The organism is Methanobacterium bryantii (assembly GCF_002287175.1).
Lineage (GTDB): Archaea > Methanobacteriota > Methanobacteria > Methanobacteriales > Methanobacteriaceae > Methanobacterium_D > Methanobacterium_D bryantii.
In genome coordinates this window covers 124,649-149,249 of the sequence record NZ_LMVM01000001.1, presented here as the reverse complement: position 1 = coordinate 149,249, position 24,601 = coordinate 124,649, and the positions used below count along the sequence as shown (strand labels likewise).

Genomic DNA, 24,601 nt, shown 5'->3' with positions numbered 1-24,601 from the left:
AAAATACAAAAACCATGAGCTCAGGCATCCGAAGTTTCTAAAATCTATAAAGTCCCAATCAAACTAAAAATAAAGGATCCTAATGAATAATAATTCTTAAAAAATTATGCTTTTAATCATAAATTAATTGATACCATATCAAGCTTGAGCTTTTGAACTTGCCTTTTTTTCTTTATAGATTTTACCGTAATAAAACGTTGCAAGGGCTCCAATAGACGTTGGAATGACATAACTTACCACACGATCCAACAAAGATACTGCAAGGACTATATCCGGAGAAACACCTACCGGCAGGAAGAGGGCAATCATTACAGCCTCACGAATACCAAGAGATCCTGGTATATTCGGGATTATAGAGACCACAAATGCAACAGTATAAATAATTACCACAGGTAAAATTGGAGGATGGTAACCTACAGCCACAAATGTTAAATAAAAACGTAAACTATCTATTCCCCACATTAAAAAAGAGATTAAAATACCTATAACAAACATCTTACGATCCTTAAGTACTTCTTGAAAACCAGTAGTAAAACTTTCGATATATTCTATCAGTTTATCATGTATACTGCTAAAAGGTGTTTCTTTAGATGTTAACCTTTTTGCAAGGGGATACATACGCTTCGCAATAGAAATAACTAATCTAGTGGCAACATCTTTCTTATAGCCAACATATATCATAAGTCCAAAGATAACTATAACCAGCATAATCAGGATAATAATTATTAAACTAAGCCAGAATCCAGCATCCAATGTGAATATTAGATATATAGTGAGAATAGAAACCAGCACAAATGGGAAAAATTCAAAAACCCTATCTGCAGTAGTAGATGCAAATCCCGTTTCAAAAGGGATACCTTCAAACTTATCAAGAAGATATGCTCGTAATGGTTCCCCACCAGCTGCACCAGGAGTAACATTATTCCCAAAAATGCTCGAAAACAGCATCAAAATTATCTGTTTAAATCTAGGTGCCTTATCAAGAAGATCTAAAATAAATTTCCACCTTACAGCCCACATAAGCAGCATAACAAGTTCTAAAACCAGTGTAAACAACATTATCGTTAAATTAGTGTGATCTAAAACACTTAAAATTTCATCTAAGCCTATAAAAAAAGATACTAAGAATATGATGAATAAACCCGCAGCAAATGATAGTGCAATTTCCAATTTATGATCTTTTATAAATTCTGTGGTGTTCTGCATATTAAATCCCTGTAAAACTAGTATTATCCTTAAATTAGTACTCTAAAAACATCTTCATAATTTATGTGGATATAAACTTATATAAAGGTTTTTCAAGCAGTAATCTAATTAACATATGTTTATAAAAACAAATTATTAGGATTAAATATTTAATTTAATCCAAGTATATCTGAAAAAGAATAGCCTTTTTCAATTTTTGAGATGATTTGAGCCTCATTTCTTTTAATACGTAATGTTTCATCTATAACATCTTTTAAATGATCATCTGGTACAACTACGACCCCACATTCATCTCCTATAATTAAATCATGAGGCTTAACAGTTACATCTCCACAGGTTACTGGAATATTAATTTTACCTTCTGCTTTTGGGCTTCCGGCATTAGGAACAATAGTCTTTGAGAATACAGGATATTCTAATCTTTTTACTGCTCCAGCATCCCTTACAGCCCCGTCTATTATTGTGCTTATTATTCCTCTCTCTTGCGCCGTTTTTGAGGCTAGTTCACCCCATACAGCTTTATCATCACCTTCAACCTGAATGACAAGAACTTCCCCCTCTTTAGCCGCTTCAATAGCTTTAATACTTGTGCCCCAGTCATCAGCCATTGTGCTGGCAGTTACTGCCCTTCCAACGATGGTCTTATCAAATAAGGGTTTAATTCCCGAAAGCACTCCAGGATTACCTGTTACTTTGTTTAAAGCATCTGAAACCTGGGATGTATTAAGATCCAAGCGGGCTAATTTAGAATCAGAAAATTTGGGTGAAAATAATTCTAAGATGCTTTCAGGTGAAAGCTTCTTCTTATTTTTCATGTAAAATCAGTCCTGAGGTGTTGTAACTTCTTCAACAAGTTTTTTACCTGCAACAACCTCGTCAACACTGTGAATTGAACCACCGTATTGCTTAATTGCTTCACTTATTTGTTCAAAATTTAAATCATTTCCCTGCATTGTTACTTTAACATTCTCTGTTTCCTTATCTATTTCCATTAAAGTAACATTTACACCATCTACTCCTTCTATTTCACTTAAATATTTTGCAAAATAGGGTATATTTGGTTCATGGGGTTTTAGTATATCTAAAACAATCCGTATTAGGCCTTTTGCCAATTTAATATCCTCCGTATTATCGTTAATTTTAGTATATATTAAATCATATTTCTACAATATCATTTAAAACTTTACATTTATATCCAAGTTTTAAACGAAAAACTATATTATTTACATAATTCTGATTTAAATAGTCTGCTAACCTATCATTTGATATAGATCAGAACTTAAACTTAATAATAAAATGTATTAAATGATTTAATTATTTATAATTAATACTTGTTTTGAATGTTCAATTATTTATATAAGATAGACTATATAATCTCATAGATACTATTTAGACATTTCATAAAAAGGGCTTACCATGAGTTTTAGAAGATTATCTCGCATTGTTGAAGAGCTATCATCCTGCGTAGAACAAGGAATGCCAATTCTTATCGAGGGTAAGAAAGACGAAGAGGCTTTAAGAGAGTTAGGTATTAATGGTAATATCATCAAAGTTTCAGGTTCTGGTCTTAAACTCTTTGAAGTTGCAGAAATAGCCGCCAAGACATCTTCAAAAGTCATTATACTGACAGATTTTGATAAAAAGGGAGATATACTTGCAAAAAAACTGTCAGAAGATATACAGAGCCTTGGCTCTCATCCTGATCTTAGTATTAGAAAAAATATTATAAAAATCACGCGAAGATATATTAAAGATATAGAAAGTCTTCCAAAACATATGAAACAATTAGAATTAGAAATAAACCCTTATGGTAATTACCTATAATTATTATCAAGGGATTTCCGCCGAAATGGAAAGCCCAGCCTTAATGATCTTAATCGATTCAAATGTATCTATAATTACAATAATAAAGGAGGCCCATTATGGGAAAAGGAGAAGAAATAAGTACAACTAAATACCTCATTCACGCTCAAATTAACGCTAACGGAATTGTAGAAAAGCCAGACGTCGTCGGTGCGATCTTTGGACAGACAGAAGGGCTTTTAAGCAATGACCTTGACTTAAGAGAATTACAAAAAACAGGACGTATAGGGCGAATTAAAGTTAACATCAATTCAAGGGGAGGACGTTCAAAAGGAGAAATTGTAATCCCTTCAAGCCTCGACAGGGTTGAAACTGCAATTCTTGCAGCATCACTTGAAACTATTAATCGTGTAGGGCCTTGCGAAGCTTACATACAGGTTTCTAAAGTTGAAGATGTAAGGGCAGTTAAAAGAAGGAAAGTTGTTGACAGAGCAAAAGAATTGTACAAAGGCATGATGGAAGAAGTGACTCCTGAAAGCCTTAAAATGATAGAAGAAGTAAAAGAAGCCATGAGAATTCATGAAATAACTGAATTTGGTGATGAAAGGCTTCCCGCAGGACCTAATGTTTCCACTTCAGACGCTATCCTTGTAGTTGAAGGAAGAGCAGATGTCCTGAACCTCCTCAAATATGGAGTTAAAAATGCAATAGCAGTAGAAGGCGTAAGTGTACCTAAAACTGTTGCAGAATTAACTAAAAATAAAACTGTAACTGCATTTGTCGATGGAGACAGAGGCGGAGAACTTATACTAAAAGAATTATTACAGGTTGGTGAAGTAGATTACGTCACCAGAGCTCCAAGAGGAAAAGAAGTTGAAGATCTAGAAAAAGAAGAAGTAATGGTAGCTTTAAGGGACAAGGTACCTGTTGAACAGATGTATCATGATCTTGGAGTTAAAGTTGAAAAAATAGAAGAAAAAGAAAAAGATAAAGCTGAAGATAAAATCACTGTTCTTCGAAATGTATTAAAAGACCTGGAAGGTTCAGGTAATGCAGAGATCTTCGATGACGCTTTAAACATCTTAAAGGAAGTTAAAGTTGAAAATCTCTATGATGAACTTAAAAACATCGAAAATAATACATATGCAGTAGTATTTGACGGTGTTATAAGTCAGAGATTAATAGACATTGCAAAGGAAAAAGGACTTAAACACGTTGTAGCGGTCAGAATGAGTGACGTGGTTAAAAAACCAAGTCCAATTAAAGTTATAACAAGATAATTTTTTTAATTTCCACTTTCGGGTGGAAACCCTTTTATTTAATAATTCATAAATTTAAGGCCGCTTGGGATAGTTATCTAATTAACATCCCCAAATCCACATTCCAGGGGTATTTATTATGTATGTTAACATGAAAAAAGAGTTTTTAGGAGATATAGAAACTACAAAAGACATTTTAATACCAAAAGACCCCTTAAATCGAGTTATCGGGCACGATGATATTATAAAATTTGTAAAAATTGCTGCAAAGCAGAGGAGAAACCTGCTGCTCGTGGGACCTCCCGGAATTGGAAAATCATTGATAGCCCAGGCAATTTCTTTTCATTTAACCAAACCTAATGAAGAAATAACCGTTGTACACAACCCTGAAAGACCTGAAAGGCCTTTTGTTGAACTAAAAACGCGTAAAGAACGGGAAAATGAAAGAATAGATCTACAAAAAGCAGAAGGCGATATTGTAGATCCTGCTGAAGTCCCAGATGCAGTTGCAGAAAGACTGGGGTTTAGATGCATCCACTGCGGAAGTTTCAACAGCGCGTATCAAAGCATATGCCCCGACTGCGGGGGAGACAAATTTTCACATATCAATGCCAGACGAAAACACCTTGGTGATCTCCTAGGAATGTTCGAGATGAACAGCGGCCCCATAAGCATACCCCAGGATAGAGTAACAACAACCAGAGTTAAAAATGGGAAAGAAGAAGTTGTAATCTATGAAAGAATTGATGGGGACCAAATTAAAATACTTGACCAGCACGCTCTTGAAAAACGGCGCGAACTTGTGGATGAAAAACCAAAAAATGTCATAGTTCCACTTAAAAGAAAATTATTTATCCAGGCAACGGGAGCAAGTGAAACTGAACTTTTAGGTGATGTCAGGCATGATCCTTATGGAGGACATCCAGATTTAGGAACGCAGCCCTATGAAAGAGTCGTACCTGGCGCCATCCACGAAGCCCATGAAGGCGTTCTTTTTATAGATGAAATAGTCCATATTGCAAGATTACAGCGTTATATATTAAGCGCTATGCAGGACAAAGTATTCCCAATTATAGGGAGAAATCCACAAAGTGCTGGAAGTTCAGTTAAAGTTGAAAATGTTCCATGCGACTTTATTTTTGTTGGAGCATGTAATATCAGAGATATACAGTACATCCTGCCACCATTACGTTCAAGAATACAGGGAGAAGGTTATGAGATCCTCATGAAGACAACAATGCCTGATACTGAAGAAAATGTTGCAAAACTTGCACAGTTTGTAGCTCAGGAAATTGAAATGGACGGTAAAATACCCCATGCATCAAAAGGAGCTGTTAACATCTTAATTGATGAAGCAAGGAAAAGGGCAAAAGTTATTGATGATCAAAAAGATTCTTTAACTCTTAGATTAAGAGATCTTGGAGGTGTTGTTAAAATGGCAGGTGATATGGCTGTAATGGAAGGTGCAGATCTTATAATTGAAAAACATATGGACTTTGCCGTAAATAACGCGATTTCAATCGAAGATCAAATTCTTAAAAGGTATAATTCCTTTGAAAATGCTATTCAAAAAGATCTATCCAGTTCTCAAAGCATGGGAAATGAAAAAGGATACAGACCAAATGAGAATGTAGACAGAAGTTATATGTAGTAAAACTTATGTAGTATAACCCCTAAACCAAAATACGCTATTATCTAATTTCAATTAAATAAACATGTCATAGCTGATACCATGAATCAATATTCTAATCACATGAGAAGAAACGGAGGCGAAGTTGTTTCTGAAGCGCACGGCTATGAAATGAAAAACTCTATTTTAGAAGACTATGATTTTCCAGAAATGATAGAAGATTATCTCATTGAAATGGAGATAAGAAACTATTCCAGAAATACCATCAAAACATACAAATCAATAGTTATTAATTTTTATAATTTTTTACTTGCAGAAAAAAACCTCACTGATGAAAGACGAGTTTTAAGGGCATTTAAAAAGTATATAACCCACCTAAAACGTGACAAAAACGTTTCACAGAACTACATATACCTTGTAACAGTTGTGGTGAAAAAGTTCTTTGAATTCGGCGGTATCCACATTTTAAATGAAATTAAAACACCTAAAAGGACCAAATCACTCCCTAAACATCTAAATGAACAGGAAGTGAAAAACCTGATACACGCCTTTGATAAAGCAGAAAACTTATCAGAACATGCCCAACTTAGAAATCTCAGAAATAAAGTTATTTTAGCTTTACTTTATTCATCAGGTCTTAGGGTTTCAGAACTGGTATATCTCCATACTGATAATGTTGATCTAAGAGAAAGGACAATAAGAATTCGTGGAAAAGGAGAAAAGGACAGGATTGTGCTTTTTGATGATACAACAAAATTATTAATCGAAGAATATATTGAAAAAAAAGATGATGACACCCCATTTCTCTTTGTAAACAGGTCTGGAAATCATTTAACTCCAAGATATATCCAGATGATGATTAAAGACCAGGCTAAAGCTGCAGGGATTAAGAAAAAAGTAACTCCCCACATTTTAAGGCACTCCTTTGCAACCCACCTTTTAAAGAACGGTGTCGATATCAGAGCGATTCAGCAGCTTTTAGGACACGCCAACCTGAGTACTACCCAGATTTACACCAGTGTTGACATGCATACGCTTAAAAATGCTTACGATAAGGCTAAGTCTGTCCATGAGGATTAAATTTGTTATTTTTTAAAAAAAGACATTATATTTATTTTTCACCGAATATAATATCCTATTAAAGCTTATTTAATTAAATAGACTCTTTTTAAAAATTATAATTATCCAATAAAATAATATGTTTTATAACACATAATAATATCATGGAAAATAATATTAAAAATGTGATCTGTTCTGCCATACAGTCCAAGAAGATGATCAAGTTCAACTACGAAGACAGTGCACGTGTAGCTGAACCATACTGTTACGGCGAAAGCAAAACAGGTAATGAATTTTTAAGAGCTTTTCAGGTAAAAGGAAAAAGTAAATCCGGCAAACCCGTTGGCTGGAAATTATTCAGGGCTTCTAAAATAAAAAGCGTGGCAGTCACTGACAAATACTTTGTTATTGGACATCATTACAGCAAAGAGCCTGTTATTAAAAATTCACACTGCTGTATTAAATTGTAGAATTTATTTTACATAACTTAAATTTCTCATTTTATTTAATCAATTCAAATGTTATAGAATCCACCATTTTAATTTATAAGATATATTTACATGCTATTTTTATAAAATAAACTGCAAAATAAAACATTGATGAATAATGGGTCAGTACCAGTTGAAGATAGAAACAATTTAAGGAGTCATGCTTTAAAATTCATTATTTTACTTGGTGTAGTAAGCCTTCTTGCAGATATGACATATGAAGGTGCTCGAAGTATAACTGGCCCATACCTTGCAATTTTGGGGGCAAATGCAGTTGTAGTTGGGTTTGTCGCAGGTTTTGAAGAATTTATTGGTTACGCCCTGCGTCTTGTTTCTGGATATCTAAGTGATAAAACCGCAGATACTGGGCAATAACAATCACAGGATATTTTATAAATTTACTTGCTGTACCACTCCTTGCACTTGCAGGGAGGTGGGAAATTGCTGCTGTTCTTTTAATTACAGAGAGGATAGGAAAAGCGTTTCGTACTCCCGCCCGTGATGTAATGCTTTCACATGCATGTTCAGAAGTTGGGCAGGGATGGGGATTAGGCCTACATGAGGCAATGGACCAGATAGGAGCCATAATAGGCCCACTTATAGTTGCGCTTGTTTTATTTTTTAACGGCAGTTACCAGACCAGCTTTGCAATCCCCTCAAAATTCAAAGAATTTTGGGGCATGTAAAAAATTGGAAATTTTTTACGGTTGTAAAACCAAAGGTTTTGCAAACATCGAAAATCTTCGATTTTCGAAAGCTTCTTATACCTGCAGTTTTAGCTTTAAGTGTGCTGGTAGTGTCATGTTTTCTTTATCCAAGTCCCCATGAACTGGAAATTAAAACTCCAAAACTTGAAACTAAAGGATTTAAACATGTTTACTGGATATATATGGCTGCTGTAGCTTTAATTGCATTAGGTTTTGTTGATTTTCCACTTATAGCATTCCATTTCAAAAATTCGCTTGTTGTATCTGACAGTTTAACTCCAGTATTTTATGCCATTGCCATGGGAGTAGATGCCCTTGCTGCACTTGTCTTCGGCCGCTTATTTGATAAGATAGGCCTTTCCATTATGATAGTTACCGCTGTTCTTTCCGCTTTCTTTGCACCTCTTGTGTTTTTAGGAGGTTTCTATTCAGCACTGATAGGAATAGCTTTGTGAGGTATAGGTCTTGGGGCGCAAGAATCTATAATGAGGGCCGCAATTGCAGGAATGTCACAGGTTCAAAGGCGTGGAACTGCTTATGGAGTTTTTAATACTATCTTTGGAGTGTTCTGGTTTATAGGCAGTTTAACTATGGGAATTTTATATAATATCTCCCTCTTGTATCTTGTTATCTTTTCTATGATGGCCCAACTTGCTTCTGTTCCACTGTTCCTGTTAATAAAAAAATCTGAATAAATTCAAATTTCATTTTTTCAGGTATATTCAAAAGATGTACACTAATAAAACAGTAAAAACTATGTATTATTAAAAACAATATATTTATCAACACTTAATTAAAATTTCATGGAGTGTAATTAATGGAAAGCTTTAAAAAATCAGAAATTTTAAAACTGGTAGTATCAATACTAATTCCTTTAATTGCAGGTTTTATAGGTTCTATTGCCACATTTTCTTCCATACCTACATGGTATGCCTCACTGGTGAAACCAGCATGGGCGCCTCCTAATTGGGTATTTGCACCAGTATGGACAACTCTTTTTATACTAATGGGTATTGCACTTTTCCTTGTGTGGCGTCAAGGTCTCTGGAGAAAAGATGTTAAAATAGCGGTCTCTATTTTCGCAGTACAGCTTGTTTTAAACGTGCTGTGGTCAATCATATTCTTTGGACTGCAGTCTTTACTTGGTGGATTAATTGAAATAGTGTTTTTATGGATAGCCATACTCGCAACAATCATCACATTTTACAGGATATCTAAACCCGCAGGAATACTCCTCTTACCATATATAATATGGGTAACTATTGCCTCTTACTTAACTTACACAGTGTACATTTTAAATATTTAGAAATACCTTAATTTTTTTATTTTGTATATAAAAGGTCATATTTTGAGAAAATTTGTAAAACCCAGATTAATTGTAAGTAAATGCATAGGTTTTGAAGCCTGCAGATATAATGGACTTATAATTAAAAGCGAATTTGTTGAAAAACTTAAAGACCATGCTGATTTTTACCCTGTATGTCCCGAAGTTGAAATAGGTCTGGGAATCCCAAGAGATCCCATAAGAATTATTGAGTTTGAAGGTGAATTAATACTTTATCAGCCGGCAGCTGGACTTGATATAACAGAGGAAATGAAAAAATTCACCCAGAATTTCCTGGGCAAAATAGATGATATTGATGGTTTTATTTTAAAGAATAGATCACCTTCATGCGGTATTAAAGCAGTTAAAGTTTATCAGGGTTTTGGAAATTCAAGAACAAAAAGTAGAGCCGGATTTTTTGGTAACGCAGTTTTAGAAATGTTTCCATATCTTGCAGTTGAAGATGAAGGCCGCCTTAGAAATCTTAAAATAAGAGAAAACTTCTTAACCAAATTATACATATTAGCTGATTTTCGAAAAGTAAAAAAATCCAGAAGCCTTAATGAGCTTATTAAATTCCATTCGCATAATAAAATGCTTTTAATGGCACATAATCAAGAAAATACGAGAAAATTAGGAAGAATAATTGGAAATGCTGATAAAAAGACATTTGATGAGTTAATTTCAAAATATCAAAAAATTTTCTACGACAGTATTTTAGATCCTCCACAAAATAAAGCCAATATTAATGTCCTAATGCATGCTGTGGGTTACTTTAGTAAAGAACTAACACATGATGAGAAAGCTTTCTTTTTAGATTCTGTAGAAAAATACAGAAATGGTATTTTTCCACTATTTGTGTGTTTAAATATTTTAAAATCATGGATAATCCGCTTTAATAATGAATATTTAACGGATCAAACCTTCTTTGAGCCCTATCCCGAAGAATTAATTCCCATTACAGTAGTATAACTCATCAGTATGCCACAATATAATATTAATTTCTTTTTCCAGCATATTTCGTTTAAATTCCTTTTTTGGCAGTATTAATCACTGTCTAAATTGTATGTTAAGAATTTTACATCGTTTAAAATGAAATTTCTCCAATTAAAATTCAATTTAAAAATATTTAAAATGAAATTTCAATTATGATAAAGCTTTTCTTTAAAATCAATGATAAACTTGGTACCTTCATTCCTTTCCAGCTTAATATTACCTTTTATTTGATCAGTTAAACTGGTTACAAGCTGCATACCTAATGAATTTGTATTTCTAAAATCCAAGTCACCTGGGAACCCTATACCATTATCTTCTACAATTAACTGCATCTCATCGGCATTTTTAGCAAAGTGTACTGATACATTACCTGTTTTTTTATCAGGAAACGCGTATTTCAGGCTGTTAGTCACAATTTCATTTACAATTAAAGCTAAAGGAACTGCCGTGTTAATATCTAAATCTATATTAGATATATCCATATTTAATTCGATTCCTTGGGATGCTCTATAAGAATTGAAGATTTCTATAGTTAAGCTCCTAATATATTCACCAAAATCGATTTTCCTTAAATTATCTGACCTGTAAAGTTTCTCATGGATTAATGCCATAGATCTAGCTCTATTCTGGCTTTCTCTAAAAACACCTAATGCTTCTTTATCGTTGATATGGCGGGACTGCAGATTTAACAGGCTTGATATAATTGTTAAATTGTTTTTTGCCCGGTGATGGATTTCCTTCATGAGAATTTCTTTTTCTTTAAGGGAAGCTTTGAGATCCTCCTCTGCTTTTTTACGTCTAGAAGCTTCCAGTCCTAAAGATATTAAATTTGCAAGTGAAGATACAAAATCCTGCTCTTCAAATTTCCAGTGTCTAGTTTTGAAGGTTTCATGGCAAAGTACTCCCAATAATTCTCCTTCTAGCCATATAGGAACATCCATCAATGAACAGATGCCGTTAGGTTTAAAGTAAGATTCATTTAATTCAGAAGTATAATAATAACCTTGAGCATTGGCAGCAGTTATATTATGAAATTTTTTTATAGCTTCAAAATAGCGAGGAAATTTTGCCGATTCCAAAATTAAGCCTTTTTCATGGCTTTTACCATTATAACAATCCTGACAAATGATTTTTGTTTTATCAAAATCAAATAACCATATACTCACCTGATCAACATTAAGTGTTTTAAAAGATGCTTCAGTAATTTTTTGTAGGCCTTCAGGCATTTTAGACAAATCTTTTTGGGATAAATCCAGCAAAGTTTCCTGTCTTTCAATTATTTGTTGAGTTAACAGGTTTTTATGTAATTCTTTCTGCCGAATCTTAGTTATATCACTGCCAACACATAATATGCCTAATTTATGAGAACTGTAACTAATGGGAGCTATGGACATAAGAACAGGTATAGCTTTTCCATCTTTAGCCCTCATAATTGTTTCAAAATTAGAAATACAACTCTCTGTGGCTTTATAAACTTTAAAAGCGCTTAAATCTTCAGAAAATATCATTTTCATATCTTTTCCATAAATTTCTGATTTCCCATAGCCTAATAATTTTAATCCTATGCTGTTAACATTTTTAATTCTATTTTTATTGTCTATTAACACTGAAAAATTAGACATTGCAGAAACTATTTCATCAGCAGCCATAGCAGGAGTTAATTGAGGGATTCTATACCTCTCAATTCCATAACATAGTAATGTTATACCTAAAACAGCTGCCGTATAAAATGTTTCAGGAATTTTAATAGAGAATGACGACAGGACATCAGTAACGATACCTATCGCCATAGTAAAGGATAATCCCAAAATAATATATTTGGCAAGCTTTCTTTCTTCATTATCGGATTTTCTATAGTGTAAATAAGCTAAAACTAATGATGTGGCTATAAGGATTGTTAACCACAGATCACTTAAACCAAAAAGTAAAGGGTTAAGCTGTACAGAATATGTCCAGCCCCAGTATTCTCTTACCATATTCACAGATGTTAAGTTAGATATAACAAAATAAATTGAAACAATTATTGATGGAACATATACCAAAGAAAGAATTTTCACTTTGTTTTCAGAGTTTAACCTGTCAGTGATAACTAAAACTACATGTAAAATAAGTGATGCAGATATAATCCATATAAAACTACCAATATACCATAAATTAGCCATATAATACGTTTCTGCCTGCCTGTATCCAAATTCAAGGAACAATAGATATGCAAGCATAAAACACATTAATGCAGTTAGTTGATTTAACTTACTCTTGGTATTCTTATAATAAATAAAATTAGCAAGAAAAATACATAAAATAGATGATAAAAGTGATACTAACGCATATATATTCATTTCTCAGACGCCCCAAAATTTAAATTGTACTAATTTACAACAAAAGTGAATATTAGTCATATAAACTTGTTTTTGTAATATTAATTTATATAACTTTTCTTTAATTTGTATAGCACCATATCAATATATTTCCCTTTAATTCGAGTTATTATGAATAATAAAAAACATGACACCAATTTAATCAGTCTTTATATTACATTAAAAAAAAGAATCATATATACATCTATAATTAACCATATTATACCTCCTATTTTTATAATAAGGTGTTGTAAATGATTATAAAACCAACAAAACTATTTCAAAGATTATTTTATAGCATTGAATGTATATTTTTCTAATTTAATTCAATTACATTACTATACCATACCTAAAATATGAAAACAAAGTATTTATAATATTTAAATCTAATCAATAATAGGATAAAATACTCATTTATAGAGTATTATTCACTTTGATATACAATATACACGATTTTTTAATCAGTATTTTTTGACGCTCACAAAATTCTTTGAATTATGTGTAAAATATACTTAAATATCAATTATGATATTTTTTTAAAATGATATTGATTAGGAGGCAAAATAATGCAAACACCTATGGTTAATAGTTATTTCGAAAAGAGGTACAACTTCTTTAAATGGCGCCATGACTCCTCATTTGTAAATAAAACAGTCTTAGCTTTGATAATGGCATGTATTACAGGGATCTCAGCGCAAATAATAATACCTCTCCCATGGACCCCCGTACCTGTAACAGGGCAGACCTTTGCAGTGTTAATGGCCGGAATTATCCTTGGCAGATACTGGGGAGGAATTAGCCAAGCCCTATATGTTGTAATAGGCTTAATTGGAGTCCCATGGTTTGCTGGAATGTCAGGAGGCTTTGATGCAATTTTATGTGCAAGTGGCGGATATCTCATTGGATTTATTATCATGTCATTATTCCTCGGCCATTTTACTGATAAATACATTAGAGCAAGAAGCTTTACATCTATGCTTGGATTGATGTTTATTGCAAACTTCATCATGTTATATGTTCCCGGAGTAATAGGTTTAAGCCTATGGATGACTGCAAACGGTGCACAACCAACTTTATGGAGTTTACTTGCAATGGGAGTTCTTCCATTCGTTATTGGCGACATGATGAAGATTGGAGGGGCAGCAGCATTAACTAAAGCAATAACACCTAAAGAAGCATTTGGTGAAGAAGTAGACGTTAAAGAGGCAGCAAACTGGAAAGTATTCTGATAACCATCAGGATCTTCTAATTTTTTATTTTTAAACCATTTGATAGACGTGAAAATTCTATGAATTATTTACGGTTTAAAAACGGAGCTTGCAAATCTTAAAAAATCGAAGATTTTTGTTAGCTGCGTTTCGTAACCACAAAAACAAAGTTTTTTGCAGCCGCAGAACGAAGCTTGCAAATCTTAAAAAATCTTCCATTTTTGTGCCATCGAAATCTCTGATTTCGTGGTCGTCTGAAAAAATCTATGATTTTTTTCGGACCGCAAAGACTGAAAATCTTTGCATGCACCAAACACAAAGTGTTTGAGTGCTCCAAATCCTTTGGAGAGTTTTACAAACAATGAAAATTCGAGCACACCACCTTTTATGCATGCAGGGATTCCAGGGATACGGATACAGCGAAGATTTCAGCAAAAATATGGCTGAAGTAATTGAAATCCTATATAATTTTCCCAAATACAAAATAGAGATAGTTGCAGAGACTGATGCAATCTGTACCTGCTGTCCATACAATATAAATGGGAAATGTCAAGAAAATCAAGTATCCCTCCAACACAAAGTGTTCGGGGGTCCAAAATCAAAGATTTTGACGGCCAACGATAAAATAATATCAATGGACCTTAATGTACTTAAAAAACTAGATATATCCCCAGGATCTATTTTTGAAGCAGGAAAAATATTTAAAATTACAAATAAAAAACTAAAAACATATTTTGACGTGAAAGATATATGTGGAGACTGCAGATGGAGTGAAAAATGTCTCTGGTATCTAAAGAAATGTGAAGTTAGTACAAAGTTAATCAGCAAATAATTCTATTTTGATTCACCTAATTCTTCTTTTAACTGCTTCATAATAACCATTATATCATATAAACTCTTTTCTTTGACCATTTCTAAAAATTCACATATCATTTCAGTATTTACTTTGTTTTCATTTCGATAGGTACTGAAATCTTCAAGTGGAATTACTACTGCATATTCTTCTGAATCTAATTCATCTCTAAAATCAGGATGAAGCTCAATATAGCCCTCTTTAATTTGACCAATTGTAAATCTGTAGGGTAATTCCGTCATATAATCCCGTTAAGTAGTATTTGTTATATATTTTATTTATAGCGTAATAAAACTATTTAAACCTAATGTTACTATATTTAAAACATCCATTAATTATTTTAAAGTAAATTTATATAAAATACCCTTTAAACCCTTTCTGTATATTCTAATTCTTTAAAAATGACGGTAAAAGTTGTTCCATTCCTATTATCTATTTTTAATTCACCTTCAAGCTGATTTACAAGCATTTCAACAAGTAAAAGACCTAAAGAGTCAGATTTTTCATGTAATAAATGTTCAGGTAACCCTCTTCCATTATCACTTACGGTTAATTTTAATTTATCCATTTCTCGAGTAAATTCTACGCTAATTACTCCTTCATCCTCTAAAAATGCATATTTAATGGAATTGGTAACCAGTTCAGTTACTATCAAACCACAGGGGATAGCTGTTTCAATATTAAAAATTATATCTTCAATATTGAATTTGGGAGTTATCCACTGGGCACTGTAATGAATTATAATATCCATTACAAGTCTCTGGACATAACTTTGAAAAGGGATACTTGATAAATTATCAGAAAGATAAATTGATTCATGCACCAAAGCCATTGCTTTTATGCGCACTTCACTTTCTTTAAGAACCTGTATGGTCAAATCATCGTTGATATATTTAGATTGGAGACTTAATAAAGAGCTTATAATTTGCATGTTATTTTTGACTCTGTGGTGAACTTCCTTAAGTAGTAATTCTTTTTCATTTAAAGATGATTTAAGTTTATCTTCAGCTTTTTTAAGTTCATTAATATCACGTGCAGCCGCAAAAACACCGATAACCCTTCCAGATTCATCTTTGTAGGTTGTTGCATTATACAAAACAGGTATAGATTTTCCATTCTTATTCTGTATCTCAAGGGGATAATTTCTCACGGATCCATTCTGAAAAGCTTTTTTATATCCTTCTTGAGCCTTATCAGGCTCAGTAAAGTAACTTGAAAAATCAGTGCCTATAAGTTCATGGCGAGAATAACCTGTAACTGCTTCTGTAGAACTATTGACATCAGTAATTTTCCCATCAAGCCCAATTGTAACAAGAGGATCTAAATTCACTTCAATTAGACTACGGTTATAAATATTGACTAATTTTAACGCTTCTTCAGATTTTTTACGGCTTTCAATCTCTTTTTTTGCCGCCACATAAAGATTTTCATTTTCATTCAGTATAATACCCTGTCTGAAGACTGCCAAAAGTATGATAATTCCAACAGCAGCTTCAATATACAGCCCACTTATAGAAATTTTATTATTGTTCACCAGTATGACCAGGACATATGTAATTAACACAGTTAATAAAGGCAAATAAGGCGAAAAATTAAACCTATGTATCCCTAATTCAAATTCCATGCATTTTTTATTGCCCCTTAAAAGATCTATTTCAAAAGCGGCAGCTAAATATATAAATAATATTGCTAACAACCACCCTGCATTTAAAAAACCTCCTGAAACAGCTATCCCCTGTATAACTTGAAAACTGTAAATATTATCAGTTACAATTTGAGAAAAAATACCCATACCCAAAAGTAGCAGAGGAGTTCTATAAAAACCTTTAAAATTATTGAATAATATTCGCAGTAATGCCAGGAAAAGGACAAGATCTACTACAGCATAAGCCATACTCACCTTGTTCAAACCATAAATTGAATTAATGTAAGGTAAAAAAAAGATTCCAAAAATAATGCCCGCAGTTATAAATATTACAGATGTATCTAGTATCATTTTGATCTTTTTATTTTTGGAAAGGGATTCTCCTGGAAGATAAAGTATACCTAAAACAAATAAAAAGTAAAATAAAAAGTAAAAAATAGACGCAAATGAAGGAAAGAGTTGTTGATGAAGAACTAATTCCATTATAGCCCATATTACATCCCCTATACCATAACACAGCAAAGCAATACCTATAATTAACCAAAAATTTTGTACTCTTCTCCCATGGACACCTGAAAGTTTTGCTGCATAAAATAAACAGAAACCTACTAATAGCTCAATCATAGGGCCAGCCATATCCCTGAAACATGCCATTGAATTTTTATCCCTAGATAATAATACAATAAATAAATAACCAATTAAAACTATTAAAGATATTATAACAGAGTTACGAAATGAAATAAAGCGCATTTTAAGGATATTACTATATGAACCTGCTTCCTTTAATTTATTAACAAATGATTCAAACGGATCACTTTTATTTGGCATATCTGTGCTTAGTTTTCACATGCTTAAATATTAAAAAAAGATATTTGTGAATTATATCATTATTACAGTTTAATTAATAGATATTTATAAAAAAATATTGATAATAGTGGAATAATAAATGAAATATTAACTTATAATTAATATATATTTAAATGTAAGCACTAAAATTAATTTATATATTTTTTAGCTCTTTTTTTAATTTATTACAGCGTTCAACACTCAATTATACTTTATTTAAATAACCTAAAATAAAAGAATAGAACCAAAAATGGTTGTAAATTAATCTAAATAGTTTTTAAATTCATATTACTACATATCAAAATTCAAAAAAGGGTTCACAGGCAACAGAATTTAGTAAATCTTCAGCTGATTTTATTTGTTCCTCTTTTCCACTAACTGCAAGCCAGATCGATCCTTCAGCGCCGCTTACTCCCCCGCCTGCAACTAGCTCTGCCTTTGCTCCAGTTAGTAAAGATATGGCATCAATTTCAGTGAATATTTCCCCAGTTACAGGAAGCAAACGGGGACCATGTGCTCCTGGGACATTTAAACGCGATGCTAAATCATTCAAATCACTGTAAACACGTTTTTCTATTCCAGCAGGCAAAATCAACCTAACACGACGTCCAACTACAGCCGGTAGTGCTGCCCCTATAGTACCCCCAAAAGGATCGCCAATATAAATACCAGCCTGTCTAAGGGGCAAATTAAGGGCATTTGCACCCTTGAGTATAACATCACCCTTTTTAAGGTCATCTACAACGTCGAAAATAGTAAGTCCCTTCTGCCAGATGCCGTCTTTAATTATCACATCACCATGAAATCCACTTTCATCCTTAACACGTCCAGCACTAGTTACAGGCCCTCCTGGAGGGAGTACAATACCTCTGAAAAATCTTTTTCTTGAAAATCCTTCCAGTTGATCTATACTGGATAAAATCTCTTCAGCCGCGTATCCATTTGTAGTACCTGCAATGATTACCACGGTTCCAGATTTAACAGCTTCAGTTATAACAGAATGCTTTGCCAGAGCCTTTGCTATTAACCTTTTACCAGCTGCAGGTGTAATTAAAAATTGTTTCAATAAATCTCCCCCATTAACTAATTATAAGTAATCTACACTCCATGTTTAAGTGTATATGCAAAATATCACTATTTAAATTATGTAAACTTGTTAATGATGGAATTTTTTTAAACATGTCAACCGATTTATCATTTAACGCGAAAATTTCACATATGATAAAACATGAACATTAATCTAACTTATTATATCTTGACAGCGCTCCTGTTTCAACAGCTATTTCCATACCTTTAATAATCAGTTGAATATCAGCCGTTATCCAGTTTAAAAGCTGTTCCAATTCGCTATTTTGAGGATCATACGAATGATCCATTTTAAGAACATCTGGATTCAGCTTTAATTGATTAATATCCCCATTTAATGGAACTTCAAATTTATGAAGCATATCCTTAAGTTTATTGACATGTATATCACTATCCTGCTGCAATTTTTCAGGATCCTTAGAAAGTATTGCAGATGCAGCTGTTAAATCAGCAGCTACTTTTTTATTTAAAATCATCAACCCATTATACAGCTTAAGATCATCATTTATATCCTCAAAAGTATCTTCCAGTTTCTTTATTCCTGCCTCAAGATTATTATCTTCTCCAATATACTTTTTAAAACATTTTAATATATTAGAATCATAATTTTTAGAAATAGTTAAAACCTGATTGGCATAATTTATATTAGCTTTAATAGTTTTAATCAACTGATCAGGAAGGTTAACTGTGACCCTGCTTGGTAAAATCACATAAGCAAATATAAAAGCTATAATTCCACCTATAGAAATGTCTACAAGTCTCGCAATTGCATTTTCAAATACAGTTCCTGTGGGCCATACTAAAACTATAAAAACTGTAATTGCCATTATAGAAAGTCCCATGTAACCCGGGAAAAATGCTCTAAATAAAAAGAGCATTATAAAAGCCAACCAGATCAAAACATAATGAGGGAATATGAATGAAATGATTATAGCTATAATTATAGCAAACAAATTAAATCCTACCCTTGAAATTAAGTTATTAACAGTGCTGGTAATATCCGGCTTTAAAATAATTAAAATCCCCATTGTAACCCATATTACGCTCCGTTCATGATTAAAATAAACAAGAATAAGTGCAATTGTCATTGCAAGTGTAAAACGAATAGTATGGCGAATATAGATGTTATTTATATTGAAGTTAGCTTCCAAAACTTCCTTAAAAGATATTTTAGAAGTTTCTATTTTTTTTACATCTTTTTTTGAAGTTCCAGAAAGTAACTTATTGCTTTTATTTAATATATCCTTTATACCCTGAGAAAGTTCAAAAATCACATTATTATTTCCTGAAAAGCAGGATTCAACCTCCAAAAGGGCATCATCAATCTCCTTTAGATCCACCATGTCACCGTTACTTTTAAAATTATTTGAAACCTTTAAAGAGAACTTATCTGCAGCCTTTAAAAAGTTATTAAAGCATTCCTTAGATTTTAAAGGCAATCTTGAAGCAATTAAATCACTGTACGTCCTTAGACCCTTCAAATAGCTTCCGAGCTTAAAAATATCATAATAATTAGATTTTAATGAAACTCCAGAGAGGATCTTTAATGTAATGAAAACACTTTGAATTGAAGACTGGGGATTAAATCCAACAGTCACCATCTCTCTTATTTTTCTCTTTTCAAGCCATATTTTAGGAATAAATAATATAGAAACTACCAGGTAAGGTAATACACTATAAATACACCATTCTACTGGATTTGAACCTGTATTAACCATTAAAACTGCTACAAAATAAATTAAAAAGAATGTAAATCCCAAAGAACCTTCGGCAGCCCCAAAAATATAGAGAGAAGTGGTAAAAAATGCCCATATAACTGTAAAGAAAATAAATATTTCAAGACTTGATAATGCCAAATAAGCACTTAAAAAAGCTAAAACTGTCATAAAAAGGCCTAAAATTGCCAAAATAGCTACTTTACGAATAGGAAGAGAAATATCAATTATTATACTGGCTAAAAGAGTTACAAACATTATAACCCCAATTCCCCTATCAAAGCCCAAAAAATGAGCTATTAAACCTGCCAAAATCATTAAAATAATAGCCCTAATAGCATGTCCCCACTTAGGACTTCCAGTAGGTCTTGCAAGTATTTTAAATCTACTTATAACTCCCTTTTTTTCCATTTTAACCCCATTATCTTTTATGTTCATGTCCTTAATAATAGTGCACAACTAAAAATAGCCGCATAAAACTTGGAAAAATTAAAATTTTTCAAGTTACGAAACTCCAAACATCTTTGATCTTATAACGCCTGCAAAATTTTTAATTTTGTGACCAAATATAGTTTTTTTAGGCATGAAAACAGAGTTTTCGCATTTTATGCATTTTTCTACAGCTACATTTCGTAAACATTCAAAAATCTGTGATTTTTGAAAGATTTACTGATGTTATTTACACAATCTTTCAGACAGGAGTATCTTTTATAATTAATAATTTCTTTTTTATTGCTATTATAACTTTGTATACTTCTATTTATGTTCTAAAACTAAGTTATGCATTACAAAAAAGAAAAATGAGATATAAAACTGAGTTAATGGAAAATTTAATAAATTAACAATGATCCCCTTAAAAAACAAATGATTAAATTATAAAAAATTATTTAACGTACTGCTTGACGTTTTCACGTACAATTGCAGAGGCACCATAACTTTTTATTCCCCTGAGCATTGCAGGAAATTTAGTTTTAGGAATTAAAACGTTTACCTGAGAAAAGCTGGCCCCTTTTACAGCTGTAGGTTCGTCAGAGCAGAAACCCTTTGACAGTAAAAATCCTTTAACTTCTTCCAGTTTTTCATTGGATATGTTGAATTTTACATCGAAGTATTTTCTAGCTGTGATTGCTCCGAAAAGTTGCTCAAATATCATCTGTGCTTTTTCAGCTTTCTTACCAGAACAGCTGGGACCTGCATATAGTCCTGCGCTTGATTCCATTATTGTCTCCAGGATTTTAAGCCCTGCTTTTCTAAGGCTGCTTCCAGTTTGGGTGTTGTCCACAATTAAATCAGCACCTTTTGCTATGTAAACTTCAGTCGCGCCATCCGAGTTGATGACCTGGACCTGTTTATTGTCTCCGTCCCTGAGACCCCTTACTTGAACAAATGGTTTACTGTCACCGAAGATCTCTTTGTATCCATCATTGTTCATGATGTGCTGCCTTGTTAAGTTAGGGTACTCTGTAAAGCACAGTATTGGTGTTTTTCTATCCTTATTTGCCCTGAAAAACTCGGTGAGCGAATTGTAAGGTGCTTCATTTGGTATAGCCACAATAAGCCTTGTTTGTCCGTAATCAAGGTCGCCGATTCTTGTTATTAAGTTTTCTCCGCTTTCTACAGATTCTTCTCTTACCCAATCCTCACCAACAATTGCAATGTCAAGAATTCCTCTGTTAAGCTCCACAGGGGAGCTTTGAGGCCTTGAAAGGAATGCTTTAATTTCAGGATCGTTTGCTATCACTATTTCGTTTTCTTCCTTACCTGGTTCATATCCTTTGACTTCGTAACCCGCATCAACAAATAACTGGTAAGTGTTACCTCTGTTTACATTATTCAAGCTCCCTTTTGGGAGACCAAGTACTATTTTCTCCATACTACATTAATATAGAAAAGAGTAATTAAAATTTTTCGATATTGTTTTGAACCATTCCCATTTTATAAAAAAATAAAGAGTTACTGAACTTTGAGGCTGTTGAGGATAATATCAAAGTTCTGTCTTTCTTTATCGAAGTCGTTATCTGTAGCTTGAAGGAGTATTAAATAAGTTTTTCCATTTTTCACAAAGTATATCTGTTCAAATCTCATACTTTGATTAGAATCTCCATTTTTATATATAAATACGTCTTTATATGCATTTTTACCATCTATTGTAAGTGTTCCACTGGAAATTTTCCTCCAACCAGGAGTTTTACTGTTTTTAATATCTTTAATTACTCCTTTTTCTGATAAACCATTGTTATTCATTATCTGTAAATTAAATTGTACACCGTTAAATGAGCTGTCTTTAGAAACAGAAATTGATTTACCGCCAGTTTGATTGTCAGCAAAAGCAAGCCAACCATTAGGGTAGTTAAAACTAACATTATATGCAGAAAAACTACCATTACCGCTCTTTACAAAATCGTTGATTGATGTACACCCCGATGTTAAAACTATAAAAACTAAGATGATTATTGTTATCCCCATATACCTGCTTGATATCCTCAATTAAATCACCAGTTATGATGTCTTTATTATGTTCATATAAATATTGGGATTTTTATTTAAAACATAATTAACAGGTTAAAATTAATATTTTTAAAATAAAAAGTGAATTTATTAAAAAGTGCATTATATTCACCGCCACATATAGCTGTGGTGACTGATTTTTGCTAGTTTTTAAAGTTTTTAGTTCTTTGATTTTGAATGTATTGACCTATCGTATACTTTCAAAAATTCAAAGAATTTTTGACGTTCCAAAAATCAGAGCCTACAAAAAATCTTGATTTTTTGTGGCATGCAAAAATCACAGATTTTTGGCAGATTTTCGTCAACTACCAAAAATTAAAAATTTTTTCAACTTCGTTAAACGTTGATATGACGAAGTCCGTGAAAATCGGAGTTTTCAAAGTTAAAATCTTTGATTTTAACAGTTGATATATTTTTTAAGTTTTGATTTAACTTCTTGAAGTACATGTTTGCTACTCATTTCAAATTTCATTAATTTCTCAATTCCTACACAAATCTTTCATTAAGCCCGAAATCATTCTAGAATTCATTAAAATCAATATAAACATACGGAACTAAAAGTTTAAATATCTAAATCAAGATATTATTTTAGGAGTCAGGGCACTATTATTCCAATCAATGTTTAAAACCTCAATTAAACTTGTCTGCCCTGGCTTTTTACTCTTATTTTGCAGATAATAATTAAAAATATTCTTTTAAAAGAACATTCTTAAAAATTAAGTTCAATTTTAGGTATTAAACTAAAAATCAATAAATTTAACATTTAATAAAAGATTCCAATCTCTTAATTGCATTGTATTTATCTTTTTTATCCAGTTTAGCTTCATCTAAAGCGTCTTTTAACGTGAAAATAGAGTGATCGTAGACTTCCCTGTCAACTGGATATGGAAATCCGTCCTTTCCACCGTGGGTGAAGCTGTATTTTACAGGATCTCTCCAGCTTGGCTCTGTGCCATAGACCAGATCAGAGATCAATGCTAAAGCCCTTATTTTCTTAGGCCCTATCCCTTCAAGGGTGATAAGCTCTTCGTAATTTTGAGGCTGAAGCTCGTATGCCTTTTTTAAGACTTCAAATTCCCGGTCGCTAATATCCATGTCGAGTACTGGATGGTGCCTCGGCATTTTCATTTCTTTATAATTTTTAGAATTATCCGAATGTACTGGCGCGTCAAAAAAGTCAGTGAGAAGTGTCTGGGATTTTTTTCTGAAGTAAGGCCTTAAATGATCCGGATTATCACAAATTAAATCCACGCTTATATCTCTTGCATCACCGCTTTGATCGGAGGTCATGTTTAAAGTATCGGATTTAGATTCATCGCAGCAGATAGCATTATGTGGTTCTTCTACAACATTATCTATAGATTCAGAAAGCCAGTGGTATCTTCTAGCATAATTATTTTTATTGTTCAGTCCTTGCTGTACAACTGCCCAGTTGCCGCCTTCTGTAAAAAAGAATGAATGGTGGTAAAGGTCATAGCCGTCTTGAATGCAGGAATTATCTATTTTTGCAGAAATACGGCTTGAATATTTAAGTTCATCGATTTTCTTTGAAGATAATGAGAAAAAATCAGCTGCCGTTTCGATGTCTAACGGTGTTTTTCTCGAATTTTTGCCTTTACCCCCTGCAATCATGATTCCATGCTCCTGGGGGTCAAGCGCAAGCTTTAACGCGCCGCAGGTTGTGGTTGTGGTTCCTGAAGAGTGCCAGTCAAATCCAATTACGCATGAAAACGCCTGAAACCAGTGTGGATCTGATATCCTCCTTAAAAACTCGTCTGCACCGTATTCATACAAAATTACATCTGTTATGCCTCCGGCTAGCTTAACCATCCTGTCAAACAGCCATCTTGGCGCGTGCCCCCCGTGTAATGGGAGGTTTGCTACTCCCCGTTTTGCGTGCATTTTTATCTC

General features: G+C 32.8%; 24 protein-coding genes. 13 read left to right on the top strand and 11 right to left on the bottom strand.

Going from position 1 to position 24,601, the window contains the following annotated elements; translation table 11 throughout:
* Window positions 1-138: 138 nt before the first annotated feature.
* The 3 genes from ASJ80_RS00695 to ASJ80_RS00685 all read right to left on the bottom strand — a co-directional run bounded on the left by ASJ80_RS00695 (window position 139) and on the right by ASJ80_RS00685 (window position 2,318).
* Window positions 139-1,206, bottom strand: coding sequence for a UPF0104 family protein (locus tag ASJ80_RS00695; protein WP_069583388.1), 1,068 nt, complete (start codon window positions 1,204-1,206; stop codon window positions 139-141).
* A 149-nt stretch (window positions 1,207-1,355) separates the two neighbouring features.
* Complete coding sequence (locus tag ASJ80_RS00690) at window positions 1,356-2,021, bottom strand: RraA family protein (RefSeq protein ID WP_069583387.1); 666 nt, start codon at window positions 2,019-2,021, stop codon at window positions 1,356-1,358.
* A 6-nt stretch (window positions 2,022-2,027) separates the two neighbouring features.
* Window positions 2,028-2,318, bottom strand: a complete 291-nt coding sequence (locus ASJ80_RS00685) for a DUF211 domain-containing protein (RefSeq protein ID WP_069583386.1) — start codon at window positions 2,316-2,318, stop codon at window positions 2,028-2,030.
* A gap of 304 nt (window positions 2,319-2,622) precedes the next feature.
* On the opposite strand from ASJ80_RS00685, the gene ASJ80_RS00680 reads away from it, so the two are divergent.
* The 11 genes from ASJ80_RS00680 to ASJ80_RS00645 all read left to right on the top strand — a co-directional run bounded on the left by ASJ80_RS00680 (window position 2,623) and on the right by ASJ80_RS00645 (window position 10,448).
* Window positions 2,623-3,030 (top strand): toprim domain-containing protein, encoded by a 408-nt coding sequence (locus ASJ80_RS00680; RefSeq protein WP_069583385.1) that lies wholly within the window; start codon window positions 2,623-2,625, stop codon window positions 3,028-3,030.
* 98 nt (window positions 3,031-3,128) lie between these two features.
* Entirely contained in the window at window positions 3,129-4,289 is a 1,161-nt protein-coding gene (gene dnaG / locus ASJ80_RS00675; RefSeq protein ID WP_069583384.1) for a DNA primase DnaG, read from the top strand.
* A gap of 118 nt (window positions 4,290-4,407) precedes the next feature.
* Window positions 4,408-5,919 (top strand): ATP-binding protein, encoded by a 1,512-nt coding sequence (locus ASJ80_RS00670; RefSeq protein ID WP_069583383.1) that lies wholly within the window; start codon window positions 4,408-4,410, stop codon window positions 5,917-5,919.
* A gap of 102 nt (window positions 5,920-6,021) precedes the next feature.
* The gene (xerA, locus tag ASJ80_RS00665) at window positions 6,022-6,978 is read left to right on the top strand and encodes a site-specific tyrosine recombinase/integron integrase (protein WP_245837419.1); all 957 of its coding nucleotides are present in this window, start codon (window positions 6,022-6,024) and stop codon (window positions 6,976-6,978) included.
* Window positions 6,979-7,121: 143 nt separating this feature from the next.
* Window positions 7,122-7,427 carry a WYL domain-containing protein gene (locus ASJ80_RS00660; protein WP_083240922.1) on the top strand — a complete coding sequence of 102 codons (306 nt, stop codon included), beginning with the start codon at window positions 7,122-7,124 and terminating at the stop codon, window positions 7,425-7,427.
* Between the two features lie 129 nt (window positions 7,428-7,556).
* Window positions 7,557-7,820 (top strand): hypothetical protein, encoded by a 264-nt coding sequence (locus tag ASJ80_RS17405; RefSeq protein WP_245837418.1) that lies wholly within the window; start codon window positions 7,557-7,559, stop codon window positions 7,818-7,820.
* A 131-nt stretch (window positions 7,821-7,951) separates the two neighbouring features.
* Window positions 7,952-8,131: a hypothetical protein gene (locus ASJ80_RS17400; protein WP_245837417.1), complete on the top strand. Its 180-nt coding sequence runs from the start codon at window positions 7,952-7,954 to the stop codon at window positions 8,129-8,131.
* Window positions 8,132-8,169: 38 nt separating this feature from the next.
* Complete coding sequence (locus ASJ80_RS17265) at window positions 8,170-8,607, top strand: MFS transporter (protein ID WP_218105047.1); 438 nt, start codon at window positions 8,170-8,172, stop codon at window positions 8,605-8,607.
* A 30-nt stretch (window positions 8,608-8,637) separates the two neighbouring features.
* Window positions 8,638-8,847 (top strand): hypothetical protein, encoded by a 210-nt coding sequence (locus tag ASJ80_RS17260; RefSeq protein ID WP_218105046.1) that lies wholly within the window; start codon window positions 8,638-8,640, stop codon window positions 8,845-8,847.
* A gap of 122 nt (window positions 8,848-8,969) precedes the next feature.
* Window positions 8,970-9,458 (top strand): TspO/MBR family protein, encoded by a 489-nt coding sequence (locus ASJ80_RS00650; protein ID WP_069583381.1) that lies wholly within the window; start codon window positions 8,970-8,972, stop codon window positions 9,456-9,458.
* A 42-nt stretch (window positions 9,459-9,500) separates the two neighbouring features.
* Window positions 9,501-10,448, top strand: coding sequence for a YbgA family protein (locus ASJ80_RS00645; RefSeq protein WP_069583380.1), 948 nt, complete (start codon window positions 9,501-9,503; stop codon window positions 10,446-10,448).
* A gap of 170 nt (window positions 10,449-10,618) precedes the next feature.
* Here the strand turns inward: ASJ80_RS00645 and ASJ80_RS17395 are convergent, their stop codons facing one another.
* Window positions 10,619-12,700, bottom strand: coding sequence for a histidine kinase dimerization/phosphoacceptor domain -containing protein (locus ASJ80_RS17395; protein ID WP_245837416.1), 2,082 nt, complete (start codon window positions 12,698-12,700; stop codon window positions 10,619-10,621).
* Window positions 12,701-13,395: 695 nt separating this feature from the next.
* Here ASJ80_RS17395 and ASJ80_RS00635 point away from each other — a divergent pair.
* Together ASJ80_RS00635 and ASJ80_RS00630 are read left to right on the top strand one after the other, a co-directional pair.
* On the top strand, window positions 13,396-14,058 hold the full coding sequence (locus ASJ80_RS00635) for a biotin transporter BioY (RefSeq protein ID WP_083240920.1): 663 nt from the start codon (window positions 13,396-13,398) through the stop codon (window positions 14,056-14,058).
* Between the two features lie 340 nt (window positions 14,059-14,398).
* On the top strand, window positions 14,399-14,869 hold the full coding sequence (locus ASJ80_RS00630; RefSeq protein ID WP_069583378.1) for a DUF1284 domain-containing protein: 471 nt from the start codon (window positions 14,399-14,401) through the stop codon (window positions 14,867-14,869).
* A gap of 2 nt (window positions 14,870-14,871) precedes the next feature.
* Here ASJ80_RS00630 and ASJ80_RS00625 read toward each other — a convergent pair whose 3' ends face one another.
* From ASJ80_RS00625 to ASJ80_RS00595, 7 genes are all read right to left on the bottom strand, one after another.
* A complete protein-coding gene (locus ASJ80_RS00625) occupies window positions 14,872-15,132 on the bottom strand; it encodes a hypothetical protein (RefSeq protein WP_069583377.1) in 261 nt (86 codons plus the stop codon).
* A gap of 125 nt (window positions 15,133-15,257) precedes the next feature.
* Window positions 15,258-17,363 carry a sensor histidine kinase gene (locus ASJ80_RS00620; RefSeq protein ID WP_069583376.1) on the bottom strand — a complete coding sequence of 702 codons (2,106 nt, stop codon included), beginning with the start codon at window positions 17,361-17,363 and terminating at the stop codon, window positions 15,258-15,260.
* Window positions 17,364-17,679: 316 nt separating this feature from the next.
* Window positions 17,680-18,447, bottom strand: coding sequence for a hypothetical protein (locus tag ASJ80_RS00615; RefSeq protein ID WP_069583375.1), 768 nt, complete (start codon window positions 18,445-18,447; stop codon window positions 17,680-17,682).
* 169 nt (window positions 18,448-18,616) lie between these two features.
* Window positions 18,617-20,593, bottom strand: coding sequence for an FUSC family protein (locus ASJ80_RS00610; RefSeq protein WP_069583374.1), 1,977 nt, complete (start codon window positions 20,591-20,593; stop codon window positions 18,617-18,619).
* A 472-nt stretch (window positions 20,594-21,065) separates the two neighbouring features.
* The gene (gene hisG / locus ASJ80_RS00605) at window positions 21,066-22,055 is read right to left on the bottom strand and encodes an ATP phosphoribosyltransferase (protein ID WP_069583373.1); all 990 of its coding nucleotides are present in this window, start codon (window positions 22,053-22,055) and stop codon (window positions 21,066-21,068) included.
* A gap of 80 nt (window positions 22,056-22,135) precedes the next feature.
* On the bottom strand, window positions 22,136-22,669 hold the full coding sequence (locus tag ASJ80_RS00600) for a PsbP-related protein (protein WP_069583372.1): 534 nt from the start codon (window positions 22,667-22,669) through the stop codon (window positions 22,136-22,138).
* Between the two features lie 777 nt (window positions 22,670-23,446).
* A complete protein-coding gene (locus ASJ80_RS00595) occupies window positions 23,447-24,592 on the bottom strand; it encodes a DUF763 domain-containing protein (RefSeq protein ID WP_069583371.1) in 1,146 nt (381 codons plus the stop codon).
* Window positions 24,593-24,601 lie beyond the last annotated feature (9 nt).

Bases quoted from the DNA above. Each gene is read 5' to 3' on its own strand.
- ASJ80_RS00660 (WP_083240922.1), top strand. From the start codon at position 7,122: ATGGAAAATAATATTAAAAATGTGATCTGTTCTGCCATACAGTCCAAG.
- ASJ80_RS00690 (WP_069583387.1), bottom strand. From the start codon at position 2,021: ATGAAAAATAAGAAGAAGCTTTCACCTGAAAGCATCTTAGAATTATTT.
- ASJ80_RS17400 (WP_245837417.1), top strand. From the start codon at position 7,952: ATGCTTTCACATGCATGTTCAGAAGTTGGGCAGGGATGGGGATTAGGC.
- ASJ80_RS00680 (WP_069583385.1), top strand. From the start codon at position 2,623: ATGAGTTTTAGAAGATTATCTCGCATTGTTGAAGAGCTATCATCCTGC.
- ASJ80_RS17395 (WP_245837416.1), bottom strand. From the start codon at position 12,700: ATGTGTTTTATGCTTGCATATCTATTGTTCCTTGAATTTGGATACAGG.
- ASJ80_RS00610 (WP_069583374.1), bottom strand. From the start codon at position 20,593: ATGGAAAAAAAGGGAGTTATAAGTAGATTTAAAATACTTGCAAGACCT.
- ASJ80_RS00635 (WP_083240920.1), top strand. From the start codon at position 13,396: ATGCAAACACCTATGGTTAATAGTTATTTCGAAAAGAGGTACAACTTC.
- ASJ80_RS00625 (WP_069583377.1), bottom strand. From the start codon at position 15,132: ATGACGGAATTACCCTACAGATTTACAATTGGTCAAATTAAAGAGGGC.
- ASJ80_RS17405 (WP_245837418.1), top strand. From the start codon at position 7,557: ATGAATAATGGGTCAGTACCAGTTGAAGATAGAAACAATTTAAGGAGT.
- ASJ80_RS17260 (WP_218105046.1), top strand. From the start codon at position 8,638: ATGAGGGCCGCAATTGCAGGAATGTCACAGGTTCAAAGGCGTGGAACT.
- ASJ80_RS00620 (WP_069583376.1), bottom strand. From the start codon at position 17,363: ATGCCAAATAAAAGTGATCCGTTTGAATCATTTGTTAATAAATTAAAG.
- ASJ80_RS00695 (WP_069583388.1), bottom strand. From the start codon at position 1,206: ATGCAGAACACCACAGAATTTATAAAAGATCATAAATTGGAAATTGCA.
- hisG (WP_069583373.1), bottom strand. From the start codon at position 22,055: ATGGAGAAAATAGTACTTGGTCTCCCAAAAGGGAGCTTGAATAATGTA.
- dnaG (WP_069583384.1), top strand. From the start codon at position 3,129: ATGGGAAAAGGAGAAGAAATAAGTACAACTAAATACCTCATTCACGCT.
- ASJ80_RS00650 (WP_069583381.1), top strand. From the start codon at position 8,970: ATGGAAAGCTTTAAAAAATCAGAAATTTTAAAACTGGTAGTATCAATA.
- ASJ80_RS00630 (WP_069583378.1), top strand. From the start codon at position 14,399: ATGAAAATTCGAGCACACCACCTTTTATGCATGCAGGGATTCCAGGGA.
- ASJ80_RS00670 (WP_069583383.1), top strand. From the start codon at position 4,408: ATGTATGTTAACATGAAAAAAGAGTTTTTAGGAGATATAGAAACTACA.
- xerA (WP_245837419.1), top strand. From the start codon at position 6,022: ATGAGAAGAAACGGAGGCGAAGTTGTTTCTGAAGCGCACGGCTATGAA.
- ASJ80_RS00595 (WP_069583371.1), bottom strand. From the start codon at position 24,592: ATGCACGCAAAACGGGGAGTAGCAAACCTCCCATTACACGGGGGGCAC.